Origin of the sequence: Arthrobacter sp. MYb227, assembly GCF_002975435.1 — a bacterium.
GTDB lineage: Bacteria > Actinomycetota > Actinomycetes > Actinomycetales > Micrococcaceae > Paeniglutamicibacter.
The window spans coordinates 75,309-93,138 of the sequence record NZ_PCPT01000014.1 but is presented as its reverse complement, the minus strand read 5'-3'; the positions used below and the strand labels follow the sequence as shown (position 1 = coordinate 93,138).

Genomic DNA, 17,830 nt, shown 5'->3' with positions numbered 1-17,830 from the left:
CCCCCACAGCACACGGCCAAGGGGAATGGCGGCACAACCGAAAGGCAGATACGCCAGTGACCCAGGAACACATGACCCTCGACACCGCCGACGCCACCATCGATGTGGCAGCGCTTGGCGAACAACTATTGGGCCGTTGGGCGCAGGAGCGCAAGCAGTCCCGCGCACTTGCCGGCACCCCCGAGGTGCAAGGTATCCCGGGCCTATCCATGGACGATCATCGTGAGCGCGTTTTCAACCAGCTCAAGGTGCTTGTTGATTCCAAGGCAGTACACCGCGCCTTCCCTGTTTCTTTGGGCGGCGAAGATAACCACGGCGGTTCGATTGCCAGCTTTGAAGAACTCGTGACCGCAGACCCATCCCTGCAAATTAAAGCCGGAGTCCAGTGGGGACTGTTCGGTTGTGCGGTACTGCACCTAGGCACCGAGGAACACCACACCAAGTGGCTTCCGGGCATCATGTCCCTAGAAATCCCCGGCGCGTTTGCCATGACGGAAATTGGTCACGGCTCCGATGTTGCCTCAATCGGCACCACCGCCACCTATGATGAGCAAACCCAAGAGTTCGTCATCAACACCCCCTTCAAGGCGGCCTGGAAGGAATTCCTGGGCAATGCGGGACTACATGGCAAGGCAGCAGTGGTCTTCGCCCAGCTCATTACCCAGGGCGTGAACCACGGAGTACACGCCTTCTACGTGGATATCCGCAATGACGAAGGCTTCCTGCCGGGCATCGGCGGAGAAGACGATGGCCTGAAGGGCGGACTCAACGGCATCGACAATGGCCGCCTGCACTTCACCAACGTCCGTATCCCCCGCACCAACCTGCTCAACCGCTATGGCAACGTCACCGAGGACGGCACCTACTCCTCACCCATTCACTCCCCCGGACGCCGTTTCTTCACGATGCTCGGCACCCTGGTCCAGGGACGCGTCTCGCTCGATGGCGCGGCAACGGCAGCCTCAAAGGTTGCCCTGCAGATTGCTGTGACCTACGCCAACCAGCGCCGTCAGTTCAATGCTTCATCGGACACCGCCGAAGAAACACTCATGAACTACCAGCGTCACCAGCGCCGATTGATCCCACGCATTGCACGCACCTATGCTGCGTCTTTTGCCCACGAGGAACTCCTTGCCAAATTCGATGGAGTCTTCTCCGGTGCCACCGATACCGACGAGGACCGTCAAGACCTAGAAACCTTCGCCGCGGCACTCAAATCCCTGAGCACCTGGGACGCTCTGGATACCCTGCAGGAGGCTCGCGAGGCCTGTGGTGGTGCCGGGTTCATGGCAACCAACCGATTTACTCAGTTACGTGCCGACCTCGATATCTACGTGACCTTCGAGGGTGATAACAATGTCCTGTTGCAGCTGGTGGGTAAGCGGCTGCTGACCGACTACGGGCAGGAATTCCGCGAGCTCAACGCCGGAGTCTTGGCCCGCTACGTGGTCAAGCACGCGGAAAATGTTGCGCTGAATCGATCCGGGCTTCGTTCGGTGGTCCAGGCCGTTGCCGATACCGGTTCGGAGCGTAAGAGCGCTAACTTCTTCAAGGATGAAGCCAATCAGCGCGCGTTGCTGACCGACCGCGTCAATTCAATGGTTGGGGAGATTGCCGATGAGCTACGCGGCGTTTCGGCCAAGGATCGTGCCAAGTCTGCTGCCGCATTCAATGCCAAGCAGAACCAACTCATTGAGGTAGCCAAGGCCCACGGTGAGCTCTTGCGCTGGGAAGCATTCACTCGTGCGCTTGAAGTCACCACCGATACAGGCACCCGCACGGTGCTGACCTGGCTGCGCGATGTCTTTGCGCTGACCCTGATCGAAGAGAACTTGGGCTGGTACCTGATGAATGGTCGCCTTTCCATGCAGCGTGCACGTACCCTTTCGGGCTATGTGAACATTCTGCTCGATCGGCTGCGCCCACATGCACAGGATCTTGTCGATGCCTTTGGTTATGGCCCCGAACACCTGCGTGCAGCAATTGCCGACGGTGGCGAGAACGAACGCCAGGATGAGGCCGCCGAATACTACCGCCGGCTGCGCGCCAGCGCCGATGCACCGGTCGATGAAAAGGTACTTATCGCCCGCGCCAAGGCAGCCAAGAAGGTAGCAAAGAAGTAATCTGCCGCTCTTGTTCATCGTTCTGGGTGGACAGCAGCTCGGGAAGTCTCGCTCGCCGCTTTTCGCCAGCTAGCCACCGGAGCACCAACGGCCGTCGAACCATGTGCCCACAAGCATGGTTCGATGGCTTTCGCCTTCAACGGATATCGCACGATTGGGCAGGCGGCACCGCCGGGACCGAGAATAGGTGTCATGGGTATTGAGCGCATTGGAATTCTGGGTGCCGGCCGAGCCGGCACCGCACTGGCCCGCGTCGCCGCGGCGGAAGGCTTGGAGGTACAGATCGCCTCCAGCCGAACGCCGAACATGATGAAGTACCACCTGGCGCAGTACGCCACCAAAGCTCGGGCCGTAGCCGCCGAGGATATCGCCAAGGACGTCGCGGTGGTCGTGCTGCTGGTGCCGCAGGAGGAGCTGGACGACATTGTTCCGCAGACTCTGGCCGGCATCATCCTGGTGGATGCCACCAACCGCTGGGAATTAGAACCCCTTCCGGACTGGTTCGAGGAGGGACTTGCTGCAGGTCTCTCCAGTAGCGCCGTCATCGCCCGGCGCTTTCCGCAGTGCCGTGTGGTCAAAGCGCTGAACCACATCAGCCATTGGGATCTGGATGCCAAGAAGGGATCCCACCGTAGCGCCCAGCGAGCCCTGGGCGTCGCCTCGGATGATGCCCCGGCGACCGAGGTCGTTGCACAATTGGTGCGCACGCTGGGCTTCGACCCGGTAATCCTCACCGATTTGGACGCCGGGCGCATACTGGAACCAGCGGGTCCGATCTTCAATGAGGTGCTTGTTGCCTCCGAACTACGAAAATTGAGCACATCCCACGGATAATTCCGCAGCTACGGGTAAAATCTCAGCGTCTAGGCTCGCCAGCGGGTGGTTTTGTCACTGTGCGCGAGCGTTGATGACAATGGCGAAAATAAGCGCCGGGGTGAGACAACCAAGAAGTAATCTCCTCGTGAAAGTATGTACGGCGAATCGGCCCACGCCTTTTGTTCACCAGAAGCGCACCGGCTACCCGGTAACAGTTGTTTATTTGGGTGGCTTCTATCGCATAGAGTTAATGGTTGCGGAACACGAACAGAGAGCACATCCCCCATCATGGCGAAGCAGTCACTTTTCTCCCGAATCTTCAAAATCGGTAAGGCCAACGCAAACGCTGCGTTGGATTCTATCGAGGACCCACAAAAGATGTTGGACCAGTCGGTACGTGACTACACGGACAACATCGCCGAGGCCGAGGCCGCCGTAGCCCAGACCATCGGAAACCTGCGCATGCAGGAAGAAGACCACAAGAAGGCTGTACAAGAGGCCGCCACGTGGGGCAACAAGGCACTTGCCGCCTCTAATAAGGCCGAAGAATTTCTCGCCGCTGGCGATGCTGTAAACGCAGACAAGTTCAACCAGCTTGCTACAGTTGCCATTCAACGCCAGATGGCCAGCGAAAAGACCGCTGCCGGATTGGCCCCCTCGATTGCTTCACAGCGCGAAATCGTTGAAAAGCTCAAGACCGGTCTAACCACCATGAAGACCAAGCGTCAGGAATTGATTTCCAAGCGCGATGAACTGGTGGCTCGTGCCCGCAATGCAAAGACCCAGGGCCAGATGATGGAAGCCGTCAAGGCGCTGGACTTGAGCGACCCGACCAGCGAAATCGGTCGCTTCGAATCTAAGATTCGTGCCGACGAGGCCAAGGTGCTAGGTGCCTCGGAGCTTGCTGCTTCTTCACTTGATTCGCAGTTCGCGGCTCTGGAAGATCTTGGTGAGAATACCGAAATCGAAGCACGCCTAGCCGCATTGAAGGCGACCAGCAACAACATTCTCGAAGAAGCTCCGGCAGCCGCCGCGGCTCAGGCGGCACCCGAGCTTTCCGAGATCGAAGCACGACTTGCCGCAATGAAGAAGAACTCCTCGGGAGCGTAGTTTCTCCTGAATCGTGCGCCGTGGCCACGCCACGCTGCTAAAAGCCAAAATTGAAAGTTGGAGCGGGATCGGAGATTTATCCGGTCCCGCTTTCTCTTTGCCCGGCGCACTCATAGCTCCCGGGCTTACGACTTCGCTTTTGGTTGGGGATAACTCTCCCATCGGGCAAGCGACGGGTCTAATATGTCGTTCAAACGACTCCCGGCCGAAACGAAGGCAATCATGTTTGCCAGAATCAAAAACCTCGTCACAGTTGCTGCAATCACCACCTGTTTGGTAAGCGTTACCGGTTGCACTACCTCGACAGACCCCGCAGAATCAACAGCTTCCGTACAAAGTACGCAGCCATCGTCCGCAACACCGAGCGTGCAGCCCAAGCCAAGCCCGACGCCGACCCCGGTTCCGGCAAGTTCAAATGGGCCGGCAAAAAACTGGCCAGTGCCACCAATGCCGGATGTTGCCAAGGAATAATCCGAAGCCGGCATCGTAGCCTTCACGAAATATTGGTTTGACCTCGTTACATACTCTGATAACACCAACGACACGGGTCCCATAAAAGCTGTAACGTCACGTTCGTGCTACCTATGCGCCAAACAGATCATTGATCCAGTCGACTACAACAAGTCAGTTGGTGCTTGGCGGGCGGGCGGAGTCACTAAACTGGCAATGACAATGAGCAAAGTCATCAAAAATGATGGTTTTGGTGGCTTTCTCCTCGATCGAGAAGAAATTACTGCATATTTAGCTTCAGGGAAAGTTCAAGCGTCGGTACCAAAAACCCAGACTCCACTGGTCGGTACGCTTTACTTGCAGTATGCCGATGGCTGGAAAGTCATCGATTTGGAGTTTATTGAAGCTGGCGCGACCTCAAAATGATGATGTTTAGACAGCTAGTACGCATAGCTAATATGGTCCTACTTGTTTCAGCTTCTCTTGGCGTTGCACCCATAACCTTTTCCCGTTCAAGCACACCCGAACCTTGTGGCTCTTCTATCTTCATGGGGCAAGCATCTGCGAACAGCGCACAGTCAGGTTGTGCCAGTTCGCAAGAACGAGTTACATCTGGATATTTCAAGGACTCAGCCAAAGGAAAGACTGTTAGCAACGGTCCCAAAATTCGTTACAGCGTCACATATTTCCGCCAATGCGAACCCGCACTCGTTAACCTTATGGGCTGCGATGCAAACACAGATGCACCATGTCCTGACGGTAGCTACCCACTTATGCGACTAATCCAACCCCTAAACGGCCCTCGCCAAGGTCAATCAATATCACGGCAAAGCTACTGTACGAGTGAACCCCCCACTGACTGTTCCGGGAGCGGCCCAAGACATCGCAAAAGTCACTCCGGAACGGTTTAGTGAACTTCCAATTCTTGCCTCGAAAATCATCAGTCAACCTGAGAATTTCTCGCTTCGAAACGGTAACGCACATCTATTTGCGGATTCAGCGACCCAAAATTTCAACATCGTGATCTTTGATCAGGATGTAAGAGTTCGAGCCATTCCTATCGCTTACGCATGGAATTACGGCGATGGCGCATTGAGAACGCTTAATTTCCCGGGTACAGCAGTTCCCGACCATAGCTTCGATGAAGCAACCTCAACCAGCCATGTCTACAAGGAGACTGGCGACTACGGCGTTGGCCTCAGTACCCGCTACCGCGGCGAATACTCAACCGAGGGCGGCCCTTGGACACCAATTCCGGGTGTGGCAAATGTCCCGAGTGCGCCGATCACGATGAGTGTCTGGCGCACCAAGAAGGTACTCGTTGCTGATGATTGCGGAACCAAACCGAGCGGCCCGGGCTGTGCTTCTATATTTGAATAGTCAGCCTTCAGCAAGCAGCAATCGAACACTAGAAGGGCCTTCGCAGCGCAGCTTATATTTTCGGGCCGATCCCCCGGTCGATTCAGTCGAGCTCGAACTGCCTCAAGTCAAGTAACAATTTGGGGTCTTGACTGTGCGTTCTCCAGTGATTGAATAAGGAGAAATGCGATCGAGGGAGATCATACGATGAGCAAGGCTCGCGGCATCGCCGCAGGAGTTCTATTTAGTTGGGGTACTTTATTGATGCTCAGCCCCATCGCCCTCTACCTTTTCATTCACGGTGACACCGAACGCCACGCCTGGATCATCGGCGGACCCGAGCCCTTTAGCAATTTTGGCGGTGGCCCTTACCAACTACGTATGTATGTGGCACTCTTTGCAATTGGTGCAGTGCTTCTTGCCAGCGGGCTGATCATAGGATCTGGCAAGGGCCGCGGCGCACGACGACGGCATAAAGCCTGGCTTGTATGAGCGGTAGATACGCACCGAGCAAAATGAATCAACGAGTTTAATGCTCCAGCCATCTACTCTTTGCTTGGGCTATCGTCCAGTAAGTTTTGCTGAGCCCTGCCAAAGATCTGCTGCCGGTAGACTTGATCTCGACATGACTGAGAATTATTCCGCGGCCGATCAGGCCGGTACCGAAGAACTTTTTACCGCTGCCGAGCTTGAAGCCGCAATCAAGGTGCTGAGCCTGGTGCACCAGCTCGATTCCGAGGACGAACGGCATATTGCCGTCCGCCGCGCCACAGGCAAGATGTTTAAGTCCGCAAAACGCCACCGCAAGAACGAGAAGCGCTCGGCAATCAACGCCGCGGATCGTGCGGTTGTTGAACGCACAGCAACCGGTTCCCCGCAGCGCCTCGATGATGAAACACTCGGCCTTGACCTAAGCACACTAACCGATGGCCACACCGCCGGCGAATACATCAAGCCACGTGGTTGCTACATTTGCAAGAAGCGTTACACAACCGTCGATGCCTTCCACCACTACTTGTGCCCGGAATGCGCCGCCGAGGGCCATGAACGCCGTGATGCTCGTGCGGATTTAACCGGCAAGCGTGCGTTGCTCACCGGTGGCCGAGCCAAGATCGGCATGCATATCGCCTTGCGCCTGCTACGCGATGGTGCTCACACCACCATCACCACGCGTTTCCCGCGCGATGCAGCACGCCGCTTTGCCGCCCTTGAAGATTCGTCCGATTGGCTCCACCGCCTGCGTATCGTCGGCATCGACCTGCGCGATCCTTCCCAGGTCATCGCCCTTGCCGACCGGATTGCCGCGGAAGGTCCGCTGGATATCCTGATCAACAACGCCGCACAGACGGTACGACGCACCTCAAACTCCTACCTGCACCTGATCGAATCCGAGAACCAGCCACTTCCCGCAGAACTTGAATTCGTCTCCGGTGGCCCGGAGCTGTGGGGCGAAGCAAATCCCCCGGCCGAACACCCCAAGGCCCTGGCGCATGCCTTCCGCTTGGAAGATTCCTCAGTGTTGGTACCTGCCACACCCACCACCTACGATGCCCAAGCAGTTGCGGATCTTGCCATGACAGCCGGCTCGGCAACGCTGGAGCGCATTGCCGCGGGCACCGCGATCGATGCTGGTGGCATGGTCCCGGACGTCGTCACCGAGAACTCCTGGACGCAGATTCTGGGAGATGTCGATGCACTGGAGATGCTCGAGGTGCAGCTATGCAACGTCACAGCTCCATTCCTGCTGGCCTCCCGCCTGCGCCCGGCACTTGCCGCCTCCGACGCGCATCGCAAGTACATCGTGAACGTCTCGGCCATGGAAGGTCAGTTCTCCCGCCGCTACAAGGGTGCCGGTCACCCGCACACCAACATGGCCAAGGCATCGCTGAACATGCTCACGCGCACCAGTGCCGAGGAAATGCTCAAGACCGATGGCATCTTGATGTCAGCTGTTGACACCGGATGGATCACCGACGAGCGTCCGCACGATTCAAAGGTCCGCATGGTGGCCGAGGGCTGGCATGCACCATTGGATCTGATTGACGGCGCGGCCCGCGTCTACCAACCAATCGTTGATGGCGAACGCGGCATCGATCTCTACGGTTGCTTCCTGAAAGACTACGAGCCCTCCCCTTGGTAAATATTGCTCAGCGCGCACTAGATCTGGTGCTTCCCGGGCTCAGCCGCAAGGTCACTGCCGGTCTCTTGGGCGCGGCAGCCCTGCTGTTGCTGGCCTTTGGTGCGCACCTGATATTGCCGATGGTTCCCATGCTCACCCTCTGTGTGGTCTTTGGTGCCATGGCCGGCAATATGCTGCGCCAGGGAACCAAGCTGCGCCTCGGTGCAGGAATGGGTTGGAGCGGCAAGCAGCTCATGCGCGCTGGCATTGTTCTACTGGGTTTCCAGCTAGCGGTATCCGATATTTTGGGACTCGGCTGGAAGGGCATCGGGCTCATTGCCCTGGTGGTCGCCGGATCCTTCTTCGGAACCTATGGAATTGCCAAGGCTTTGAAGTTGCCCGGGGATCAGCCGGTGCTACTGGCCAGTGGCTTTGCTATTTGTGGTGCCAGTGCCATTGGTGCGATGAGTCAGGCGCGCGGCACCGCCAAGGACGCACCCATCCCGGTGGCGTTGGTGACGCTATGTGGCACTCTTGCCATTGCGGTATTGCCGTTGGCCAACACGTGGCTGGGGCTCAATGAGCTTGATTTCGGTCGCTGGGTCGGTGCCTCGGTGCACGATGTGGGTCAGGTTGTTGCAACGGCACAGGGCGCCGGTCTCACCGCACTGGGTGCGGCTGTGGTCGTCAAGCTCGTTCGTGTACTGATGTTGGCGCCAGTCTCTGTGCTTGGATCACTTTCCACCCGCCGCGCGCATGCCGCGGCGCTGGCCAAGGGTGTAACCCCGCCGGAAACCAAACGCCCACCGCTTGTACCGCTGTTCGTTTTTGGGTTTATTGTGTGCGTACTGTTGCGCTCATCGGGCGCGATGCCCGACTCGGTGTTGCAGGGAGCTAAAATCGGGCAAGAAATTTTGCTCGGCTTGGCCCTCGTGGGGCTGGGCTTTGCCATTGACTTGCGCCATCTCTTTGCCAATGCCGGCCGTTCTTCTGCCGCGGCGTTGGGTGCCTGGGCCGTTGTTGCCGCACTCGGAATCGGCTTCGTCGTCCTGATGGCCTAGCCACGCGGCGTCATCCCAGATTTAAGCTCTAGTCTTTGGCGCCTTGCTCCTTCCGCCGCCCGGGGGAAGATGTTCGCTTTTGTCGTATTCACGCCCAAACATTGTCAAACGCTCGTTTCATGTTTCAATTGAGGGGTGGATCACTTGATAAAAATTACCGGCCCAAACGAAAATCTCTCCCGCGATGAAGCAGCATGGCGCGCCCAAACTCTCAAGGTGCACTCCTATGAGGTGAATCTTGACATCTCTACCGCGCAGGATCTTTCGGTCACCGGTTACCGGTCCATCACCACCTTGGTCTTCACCGCCAGTGGCACCAGCGAAACCTTCCTCGACTACATTCATGAGTCGGTCGAATCGATCACGCTCAATGGCTCGGACATCGATCCGGCCAGTGCTGTCATCGGTTCACGCATCTATGTGGAGGGCCTACTCCAGGGCGAAGAGAACCCCAACACGCTTATTATCGATGGCCACTCACACTATTCGCGTAGCGGTGAGGGCCTGCACCGCTACGTTGACCCGGCAGATGGGCAGACCTATTGCTACACACAATTTGAGCCTGCCGATGCCCGCCGCGTCTACGCAAACTTTGAACAGCCAGACCTCAAAGCTCCCTTCACCTTCATCGTCCGCGCACCCCAGGGCTGGCATGTTGCCTCAAACCAGTCCCCAGCGCACCTTGAAGATCACGGCAACGGCACCATGACCACGCACTTCGCTCCCACACTACCGATTTCCACCTACATCACCACGGTGCTTGCCGGTCCCTACTTCGTGGCAACCGATTCTTACTCGCGCACGCTGGCCGACGGTACCGAACTAGTGATCCCGCTCAATGCAAGCTGCCGTGCCTCAATTGCCAAGCACTTTGATGCGCAGAACATCTTGGATCTGACCAAGCAGGGATTGGATTTCTTCCACGAACTCTTCGAATACCCCTACCCGTGGGGCAAGTATGACTCGGCGTTCGTCCCCGAATACAACCTCGGCGCCATGGAAAACCCCGGCTTGGTGACCTTCACCGAAAACTATGTTTTCACCTCCCGGGCCACCGAGGGCCAGCACGAAACCCGCGCAAATACCATCATGCATGAAATGGTGCACATGTGGTTTGGCGATTTGGTCACCATGAACTGGTGGGATGATCTGTGGCTCAAGGAATCCTTCGCCGACTACATCGGCACCTTGGCAGTCGATGAGGGAACCAGCTTCTCCACGGCCTGGATTACCTTCGCCAATCGCCGCAAGGGCTGGGCCTATGTCGCCGACCAGCTGCCCACCACGCACCCGATCGTTGCGGACATTACCGATCTTGAGGCGGCCAAGCAGAACTTCGATGGCATCACCTACGCCAAGGGTGCCTCGGTGCTCAAACAGCTTGCGGCCTATGTGGGTCAAGAAGCATTCCGTGATGCATCGCGTGAATACTTCCGCAAACACGAATTCGCTAACACCTCGCTTGCCGATTTCCTTACCGTGCTCGAGGATGTCTCGGGCCGCAACATGGATGCCTGGGCCAAAGCCTGGTTGCAAAGCGCTGGTGTTCCAGTCCTGGGCCTGTCGATCACCGAAGCCGACGGTCTCACTACCGCAGCTTCGCTAACCCAATCGGGCACCGATCCGATCACTGGCACCCCCATCGAACACCCCCACGTGTTAAATGTCGGCCTCTTCGACTTGGTCGATGGCAAACTCAGCCGCACGGCCTCACATGCGGTGGAGCTCACCGGCAACGGCGTATCGCTTGACTTCCTTGTAGGTTCCCAGCGCCCGGATCTGATCTTGCCCAACGATGGCGATGCAACCTACGCCATGGTCTGCTTTGACGAACGCTCGCTAGCCACCCTGCTTAAGCACTTGAGCTCACTTTCCGATCCGCTGGCCCGAGCCACCTGCTGGGCGGCTCTCTGGAACATGGTTCGCGACGCCAAACTTCCGGCTGCCGCATTCCTTACCGCGGTACGCACCCACGCGCATGCAGTCACCGAGGCCTCGGTCTATTCCTTGCTGCTGGAGCAGGCAACCACCGCCATCGGGTCCTTCCTGCCACCGGCACAGCGCGATGCACAGCGCGGCAAGCTCGCCGATTCAATGGTGGCATGGCTCGATCAGGCGGCGCCGGGTAGTGATATGCAGATCGCCACGGCCCGCGCACTTGCCAGGCTGGCCCGCGGAAATGTTGCAGCCGACGTCGTTGATTCACTGCTCGAAGGCACGCTGAGCTGGGACTCGCTGGAAGTCGACGAGGAGCTACGCTGGGCACTGTGGCAGGCCAAGGCAGCCTCGGGCCGCCTTGATGCCACTTCGTATGCCGCGCTTGAGGCCGATGCCTCCGCCAACCCCTCGGCAGTTGCTACAGCCGGGCGCCTACTGGCTCTTGCCGCACGCCCGGACACCGAGGTGAAAGCCGCAGCGTTCAACTCGGTGCTTACCGCCACCGATCAAACGGGTAAGCCACTATCTAACGAGGCAATCAGTGCCACCGCCGCGGGCTTCCAGCTTGGCACCCGTGACATGCTCGATGTCCAATATGTGTCCTACTGGCCGGCACTGGAGGATATTTGGGCGACGCTGAGCATTGGGTTAGCCACCCGGGTGATCCGAGGTTTGTTCCCGGTCGCCCAGGATCTGAGTCCGGAAGCCAGCCACCCGGTGGTTGAAACTGTGGATCGCTGGCTTACCGAACATCCCGATGCCCCGCGCGCGCTGCGCCGCATCCTGCTTGAGGAACGAGATGCGCTTTGTCGTTCACTCGCCGCTCAGGCCCTGAGCTCCGATAACTAGCCAACTCACACCAGAGAAAGCCACCAGGCCCGGAAGAGAGCACGTTCAGATTCTCTAGGAGATACAGAACTCGTTATCTTCCGGGTCTGCCATGGTGAACCAGTCAAACGGTCCCTGGGCTTCCTCATACAGAAATCTAGCTCCCCGTGCCACCAATTCGGCCCGGACCTCGATCTTGTCGCGACCCGTGTGCCAATCTAGGTGCATGCGGTTTTTCACGGTTTTTGGTTCCGGCACCCATTGGAAGAGCATCCGCTGTCTGGGTATCAGTCCCACTTGATCCTTGGGGCAGATTGCCGCACCGGTTTTCCAGACTAGCTCCCCGGCAAAAACAGTTGTATCGGCCTCGGTGGCTTGTCCTTCGGCAATCATCTTCTTAATGAATTCGGGATCGCCTGGCTCCACTACCCATCCCAAGGTCTGTGCCCACCAAACAGCCTGAGCGTGTGGCTGAGCACAATCGAGGGTGATCTGAATGGATAGGTCCATGCGCACACACTACGCCCCGCTACCGGCACCGTTCAATAGTCGCTCAATAATCTCTGCGCCGAAAGTGTCTTCAGGACTCTCGCCAGATGAGATCGCGGAGGATTAAGCTGAACACAGCAACCCGCAATTATTTCCCACATATTCGTTCCGGGACTCATCGTGAGCAAGCTACGCGTACACAATTATTCACTTTCTCTTGACGGCTTTGGTGCCGGTCGGCAGCAAGATCTGCAGCACCCGCTGGGGCTTAGCGGCGATAGACTCCATCACTGGATTTTCGACACCGCCTACGGCCGGACGATGGTTGGGCTCGGTGAGGGCACCACCGGGATAGATCATCAAATGCTGCTCGCCGGGGATGAAAACATTGGGGCAACGATCATGGGGCGCAATATGTTCACGCCCTATCGCGGTCCGTGGGATGCCAGTGCTGCCGCAATCCAATGGCGGGGCTGGTGGGGTCCGATGCCGCCATATCACCACGATGTTATCGTGCTGACCCATTTTCCTCGTCCAGCACTGCACCTGGCAGGTGGAACCACCTTCCATTTCATCACCGATGGCCCGGAGGCGGCATTGCACGCAGCAACCAATGCCGCCGCGGGAAAAGATATTCGTCTTGGTGGAGGCGCCGCAGCACTTCGTGATTTCCTCACCATGGGGCTCATCGACACGATCCATCTGGCGATGGTTCCGCTGTTATTGGGCAGCGGAGAACGTATTTTCGACGTTGACTGGGTACTAGCCGGTTATCGTTGCGCTGCTTCAACCACCGGGGAAGGCGCAACGCACCTGCACTTTGTACGTGCCTAACCACGCGAGGCGTCTTAGCCCCCCGTTGGCTTTGACCATTGCCTGCTACATCATGTTGCGAAGTACTACAGACCAACATCGCACGGCATCACGGCCGGCAAGAGCATCGGGACTAGGATTAAACACAGAACCTCCCGGCGCAGCATAAAAGCAGCCGGACCGACATCCACCTTCAGAGAGCGATTCCCAGATGTCCCCCGAACATAAAATGAACGTTGAGTCCTTCAACCTTGACCACCGTCTGGTGGCAGCACCCTATGTACGCATCGCCGATACCAAGGTCTTGCCGCACGGGGATCAGTTGACCAAGTACGATGTCCGCTTCACCCAGCCAAATGTTGCGCACCTGGAAATGGATGCCATGCACTCCCTCGAACACCTGTTCGCCGAGGCCTCACGCAACCATTCCGATGCTGTCATCGATTTCTCCCCCATGGGCTGCCAAACCGGCTACTACCTGATCCTGCAGGGCGAAACCGATATTCCGGCCGCCCTGGCATTGATCGAAGCCACCCTCACCGAAGTTTTGCAGGCCACCGAAGTTCCGGCGGCCAACGAAGTCCAATGCGGTTGGGGTGCAAACCACAATCTTGCCGCCGCCCAGCAGGCTGCCCGCGCATTTCTTGCCCAGCGTGCTACCTGGGAGCAGGTTTACGCATGAGCACCATCGAGGTCATCATCATCGCCGCCATGGAAGAGGAAATCGCTCCCTTCCTGGCGCAGGCCACCGAGGTTTCCGATGCTGTACAGATCGGCAACTCAGTTCAACACACCGCTAAGCTCGGTGAGCTGAACGCATTGCTGGTCCGTGGCGGGATTGGGCTCGTCAATGCGGCAAGTGCGGCAACAGCGGCGCTTTTGCAGGCGCGCGCGCAGGATCCCAGCGCGGCTGCCCCACTTGTCATCAGCGCCGGTAGTGCCGGTGGTTTGGGCGACACCGTGCGTGTTGGGGATGTGGTGATTGGTGCGGAGCTGATTAACGCCTCGGCCGATGCGCGCGCCTTCGGCTATGTGCTCGGTCAGGTTCCTGGCATGCCTGCCAGTTACGCGGTCCCCGAATCACTGCGCACCATCAGTGACATTGGTGCTCCGGGCTACAAAGAAGTTGCCACCATCCACCACGGGCTGCTGGTTTCCAGCTACGCCTTCGTGGGCCACGAACGTTCAGTCATCATCAAGGAGCAGTTCCCCGGCGTGCTCGCAACCGACATGGAATCCTCGGCGATCGCCCAAACGTCGCTCGCCTTCGGTGCTCCCTTCGTGGCCATCCGCGGCATCTCGGATTTGTGTGGTCCGGCGTCCGATGCCGATTTCCTGACCCACGTCGACGATGCGGCAGATCGCAGCGCCGTTGTGGTGCTGGCCGTCATCGAAGCATGGCAGCAGGCCGGTACCCCGCGGGACATCTCCGCTCCCGCCGAGGCTGGAACGCCCATCATATAAGCGCGCTGGACGCTGAAAACCGCACCTCTTGTGCCATGCCATTGCTGCTCGGTACTTCATCCCTCGAAGCACCGAGCAGCAGTGTTTTGTGGCCAGGTGGCTTGTGCGCCCCCATTCCGCCGCGCTCATAACTCCCGCGACTCACAGCAGTGCTTACAGCGCAAAACCATGCCCGAGCAGGTGATTCGCGCCACGGGTGCAATACGGTTAGAAAGACCCCCTCATTCACCGTTCCAAGGAGCACCCCCCATGAGCGTTTACGCAGTCACCAACCCGGCAACGGGCGTCGTTGAAGCGACCTACCCGACGGCCACCGATGCAGATATTCAGGTAGCCCTGGGTCACACCGGCGATGCCTTCGGACCATGGAGCACCACCGCCCCGGGGAAACGTGCGGCCCTGCTGGCACGCGTCGCGGACCTGTACGAGGAACGCCGCGACGAGCTCGCCGCAATCATCACCCGCGAAATGGGCAAACCGATCTTCCAGTCCGGCAAGGAGATCGCCATCACCGCCGCGATCTACCGCTACTACGCGGCCAACGGCGAAAAGTTCCTCTCCGACGAGGAACTCGATGTCGCAACCGGCGGCACCGCGCTGATCCGCAAGGAGGGCGTGGGCGTGCTGCTGGGCATCATGCCGTGGAACTTCCCCTACTACCAGGTCGCCCGCTTTGCCGCGCCAAACCTGATGAACGGGAACACCATCCTACTCAAGCACGCCCCGCAATGCCCCGAATCGGCTCTGGCCATGGAAAAGATCTTCATCGATGCTGGTGCCCCGGAAGGCGCGTATGTGAACATCTTCGCCACTAACGACCAGGTCGCGGAGATCATTGCCGATGCCCGTGTGCAGGGCGTCTCACTGACCGGCTCCGAGCGTGCAGGTTCGGCCGTCGCGGCCATCGCCGGTGCCAATCTGAAGAAGGTAGTGCTTGAACTCGGTGGCTCCGACCCGTTCCTGGTGCTTGCCGATGCCGACACCAAGCGTGCGGCCAAGCAGGCGATGTTCGGCCGTTTCGGCAACACCGGTCAGGCCTGCAATGCAGCCAAGCGCATCATCGTCGATGCATCAATCTACGACCAGTTCGTTGGAGACTTCACCGGCGCGGTGGCAGGGATCAAGATGGGCGACCCGTCCGTGCCGGACACCTTCTTGGGCCCGCTGTCCTCGGCCGCGGCACGCGACGGGCTTGATGCCCAGGTGCAAGACGCCATCGACAAGGGCGCCACGGTGCTGGCCGCCGGTGGTCCGGTCGATGGACCGGGCTCGTTCTACGCACCGACCGTCCTGGCCGATGTTACCGAAGAGATGCGCGCCTACACCGAGGAGCTCTTCGGCCCGGTCGCAGTTCTTTACAAGGTCGAAGGTGAGGAGGCCGCCATCGAGCTAGCCAATTCCTCGGCCTACGGGCTTTCGGCCTCCATCCAGACCCAGGACATGGACAAGGCCCATGAGATCGCCCGGAAGCTGGAGGTCGGGATGGTCTCGATCAACCAGACCAGTGCCTCGGCACCCGAGCTGCCCTTCGGCGGCGTGAAGCGCTCGGGCGTGGGACGCGAACTGGGCAAGTACGGCATGGAGGAGTTCGTGAACCGCAAGCTGGTCACCTTCCGCGGCTAGCACGCAGTACCTGCACCAACGTGAAAGGGGCCGCGGTACAGCCATCGATGGCCGTACCGCGCCCCCCTGCACGTATCCCCTTGGAAGGGGGACATACTCGGTTGGTTATGGCACGCGCGCGGTCCACGCATCATCAAGGAACTTCTCCTGCGCCAACGTCGATGCTGACTCAAGCGTCGCGGCATCAAGCTCGCCAACGCCCGCAGCATATTTGGCACTAAATGTTTCCATCATCACGCCAATGAGCGCCTCTCGGCTCATCGCCGCCTGACGCTTGAGCGGATCCACCCGCTTCACGGCAGAGGCAATGCCCTTATCGGAGATTTTTTCGCGGCCAATGCGCAACACCTGCAACATTTTTTCTGCGTCGATGTCATAGCTCATGGTCACGTGGTGCAACACCACCCCGCCGGCCAGGCGTTTTTGTGCGGCCCCACCAATCTTTCCGGCGTCGGTGGCAATATCGTTCAGCGGCTTGTAGTGCGCCTGGATCCCGATGGAGGCCAGCGCCTCCATGACCCAGGTGTCAAGGAACGGGTAGGAATCGGCAAAGCTCATCCCATCAACCAGCGATCCGGGCAGGTAGAGCGAGTAGGTAATGCAGTTCCCCGCCTCCATAAACATGGCCCCGCCACCACTGATCCTACGCACCACACGGATTGAATGTTCGGCCGCTGCCTGCGCATCAACTTCATTGCGTAACGATTGGAAGGAGCCGATGACAACACCGGAATCATTCCAGTCCCAGAAGCGCAGCGTCGGTGGGCGGGTGCCGGCGGCAACCTGGCGGGCGATCACCTCATCGAGGGCAACATTCTGGGCGATGGGTAACGTGGTGGGAGCAATGACCTGCCATGAGTGATCGGCCCAGGCCGTTGCATGGCCCAGTGCACGACGCACCACGCGGGCCACCGCATCGGCATCAAAACCAAACATCACCGCATCACTGCGCAACCCGGCGGTGACTGCCTCGCGCACCACCGAATGTTCAACGTTCTCCGGCAACCCGATGATTGCGGCGTTGAGATCTTCAAGCGCCTCATCGGGCTCCAAGAAGAAATCACCATTGATTGAGGCGGCGGTAATCACCCCGTCTTCAACGCGCAGGTCGGCGACCACTAGTTTCCCGCCAACAACCTTGTATTCACCGTGATGCGTGTAGCCCAAATCCATGCTTCCCATCCTATGCCGCGCCGGCACATGCCCCCTAACTGCCCTGCCCATGCGGCAATCTTGTCCTGACACGAGGCGCCGCGGCCCGAGTTAGGGGGCAGCAACTGGGGGGTTAAACAGCAACGGGATCTTCCCTTTGAAGGAAGATCCCGTGTGCAGGCGTGAAGGGCGAAGAATTACTTCTTGCCGCCGAAGCCCTTGAAGCGAGCGTTGAAGCGCTCGACACGGCCGGCCGAGTCCATGATGCGCTGCTTGCCCGTGTAGAACGGGTGCGAAGCTGCGGAGATTTCGACGTCAATGACCGGGTAGGTATTGCCGTCTTCCCACTCGATGGTCTTGTTGCTCTTGGCGGTCGAACGGGTCAAGAACTTCTCGCCCGAGGCAAGGTCGTTGAACACGATCGTGTTGTACTGCGGGTGGATATCAGCCTTCATGCTAAAACCTTTGTTCGCGTCACTGGATTT

At 58.7% G+C, this 17,830-nt stretch carries 17 protein-coding genes; 13 read left to right on the top strand and 4 right to left on the bottom strand.

Features of this window, described 5'->3' with window-relative positions; genetic code table 11:
- Nucleotides 1-71: 71 nt before the first annotated feature.
- The 3 genes from CQ018_RS18130 (at nt 72) to CQ018_RS18120 (ending at nt 4,049) form a co-directional block, all read left to right on the top strand.
- The gene (locus tag CQ018_RS18130) at nt 72-2,123 is read left to right on the top strand and encodes an acyl-CoA dehydrogenase (protein ID WP_105551404.1); all 2,052 of its coding nucleotides are present in this window, start codon (nt 72-74) and stop codon (nt 2,121-2,123) included.
- Nucleotides 2,124-2,315: 192 nt separating this feature from the next.
- On the top strand, nt 2,316-2,957 hold the full coding sequence (locus tag CQ018_RS18125) for an NADPH-dependent F420 reductase (protein ID WP_105551419.1): 642 nt from the start codon (nt 2,316-2,318) through the stop codon (nt 2,955-2,957).
- 270 nt (nt 2,958-3,227) lie between these two features.
- Nucleotides 3,228-4,049, top strand: a complete 822-nt coding sequence (locus tag CQ018_RS18120; protein WP_105551403.1) for a PspA/IM30 family protein — start codon at nt 3,228-3,230, stop codon at nt 4,047-4,049.
- 125 nt (nt 4,050-4,174) lie between these two features.
- On the opposite strand, the gene CQ018_RS20370 is transcribed toward CQ018_RS18120, so the two are convergent.
- The gene (locus CQ018_RS20370) at nt 4,175-4,546 is read right to left on the bottom strand and encodes a hypothetical protein (RefSeq protein ID WP_146111953.1); all 372 of its coding nucleotides are present in this window, start codon (nt 4,544-4,546) and stop codon (nt 4,175-4,177) included.
- Here CQ018_RS20370 and CQ018_RS20365 point away from each other — a divergent pair.
- The 6 genes from CQ018_RS20365 (at nt 4,533) to pepN (ending at nt 11,825) form a co-directional block, all read left to right on the top strand.
- Complete coding sequence (locus tag CQ018_RS20365; protein WP_219844089.1) at nt 4,533-4,925, top strand: DUF6318 family protein; 393 nt, start codon at nt 4,533-4,535, stop codon at nt 4,923-4,925. The two genes, CQ018_RS20370 and CQ018_RS20365, sit on opposite strands and share 14 nt — an antisense overlap.
- 417 nt (nt 4,926-5,342) lie before the next feature.
- Entirely contained in the window at nt 5,343-5,879 is a 537-nt protein-coding gene (locus CQ018_RS18105; protein WP_105551400.1) for a hypothetical protein, read from the top strand.
- Between the two features lie 186 nt (nt 5,880-6,065).
- Nucleotides 6,066-6,350, top strand: a complete 285-nt coding sequence (locus CQ018_RS18100; RefSeq protein WP_105551399.1) for a hypothetical protein — start codon at nt 6,066-6,068, stop codon at nt 6,348-6,350.
- A gap of 133 nt (nt 6,351-6,483) precedes the next feature.
- The gene (locus CQ018_RS18095) at nt 6,484-7,998 is read left to right on the top strand and encodes an SDR family NAD(P)-dependent oxidoreductase (RefSeq protein ID WP_105551398.1); all 1,515 of its coding nucleotides are present in this window, start codon (nt 6,484-6,486) and stop codon (nt 7,996-7,998) included.
- Nucleotides 7,992-9,038, top strand: a complete 1,047-nt coding sequence (locus CQ018_RS18090) for a putative sulfate exporter family transporter (RefSeq protein WP_308729259.1) — start codon at nt 7,992-7,994, stop codon at nt 9,036-9,038. The genes CQ018_RS18095 and CQ018_RS18090 overlap by 7 nt, the downstream gene beginning before the upstream one ends.
- A 135-nt stretch (nt 9,039-9,173) precedes the next feature.
- Complete coding sequence (pepN, locus tag CQ018_RS18085) at nt 9,174-11,825, top strand: aminopeptidase N (RefSeq protein ID WP_308729257.1); 2,652 nt, start codon at nt 9,174-9,176, stop codon at nt 11,823-11,825.
- 54 nt (nt 11,826-11,879) lie between these two features.
- On the opposite strand, the gene CQ018_RS18080 is transcribed toward pepN, so the two are convergent.
- Nucleotides 11,880-12,314, bottom strand: a complete 435-nt coding sequence (locus tag CQ018_RS18080) for a VOC family protein (protein ID WP_105551397.1) — start codon at nt 12,312-12,314, stop codon at nt 11,880-11,882.
- A gap of 159 nt (nt 12,315-12,473) precedes the next feature.
- Here CQ018_RS18080 and CQ018_RS18075 point away from each other — a divergent pair, with 159 nt between their 5' ends.
- From CQ018_RS18075 to CQ018_RS18060, 4 genes are all read left to right on the top strand, one after another.
- On the top strand, nt 12,474-13,127 hold the full coding sequence (locus CQ018_RS18075) for a dihydrofolate reductase family protein (protein ID WP_105551396.1): 654 nt from the start codon (nt 12,474-12,476) through the stop codon (nt 13,125-13,127).
- A 190-nt stretch (nt 13,128-13,317) separates the two neighbouring features.
- Nucleotides 13,318-13,788, top strand: a complete 471-nt coding sequence (locus CQ018_RS18070) for an S-ribosylhomocysteine lyase (RefSeq protein WP_105551395.1) — start codon at nt 13,318-13,320, stop codon at nt 13,786-13,788.
- Nucleotides 13,785-14,570 carry a 5'-methylthioadenosine/S-adenosylhomocysteine nucleosidase gene (mtnN, locus tag CQ018_RS18065; protein ID WP_105551394.1) on the top strand — a complete coding sequence of 262 codons (786 nt, stop codon included), beginning with the start codon at nt 13,785-13,787 and terminating at the stop codon, nt 14,568-14,570. Before CQ018_RS18070 ends, mtnN begins: the two co-directional genes overlap by 4 nt.
- A gap of 249 nt (nt 14,571-14,819) precedes the next feature.
- Nucleotides 14,820-16,193 carry an NAD-dependent succinate-semialdehyde dehydrogenase gene (locus tag CQ018_RS18060; RefSeq protein ID WP_105551393.1) on the top strand — a complete coding sequence of 458 codons (1,374 nt, stop codon included), beginning with the start codon at nt 14,820-14,822 and terminating at the stop codon, nt 16,191-16,193.
- A 105-nt stretch (nt 16,194-16,298) separates the two neighbouring features.
- Here the strand turns inward: CQ018_RS18060 and CQ018_RS18055 are convergent, their stop codons facing one another.
- Nucleotides 16,299-17,366, bottom strand: a complete 1,068-nt coding sequence (locus CQ018_RS18055; protein ID WP_105551392.1) for a lipoate--protein ligase family protein — start codon at nt 17,364-17,366, stop codon at nt 16,299-16,301.
- Nucleotides 17,367-17,542: 176 nt separating this feature from the next.
- The gene (locus CQ018_RS18050; protein WP_105551416.1) at nt 17,543-17,800 is read right to left on the bottom strand and encodes a type B 50S ribosomal protein L31; all 258 of its coding nucleotides are present in this window, start codon (nt 17,798-17,800) and stop codon (nt 17,543-17,545) included.
- Between the last annotated feature and the right edge of the window lie 30 nt (nt 17,801-17,830).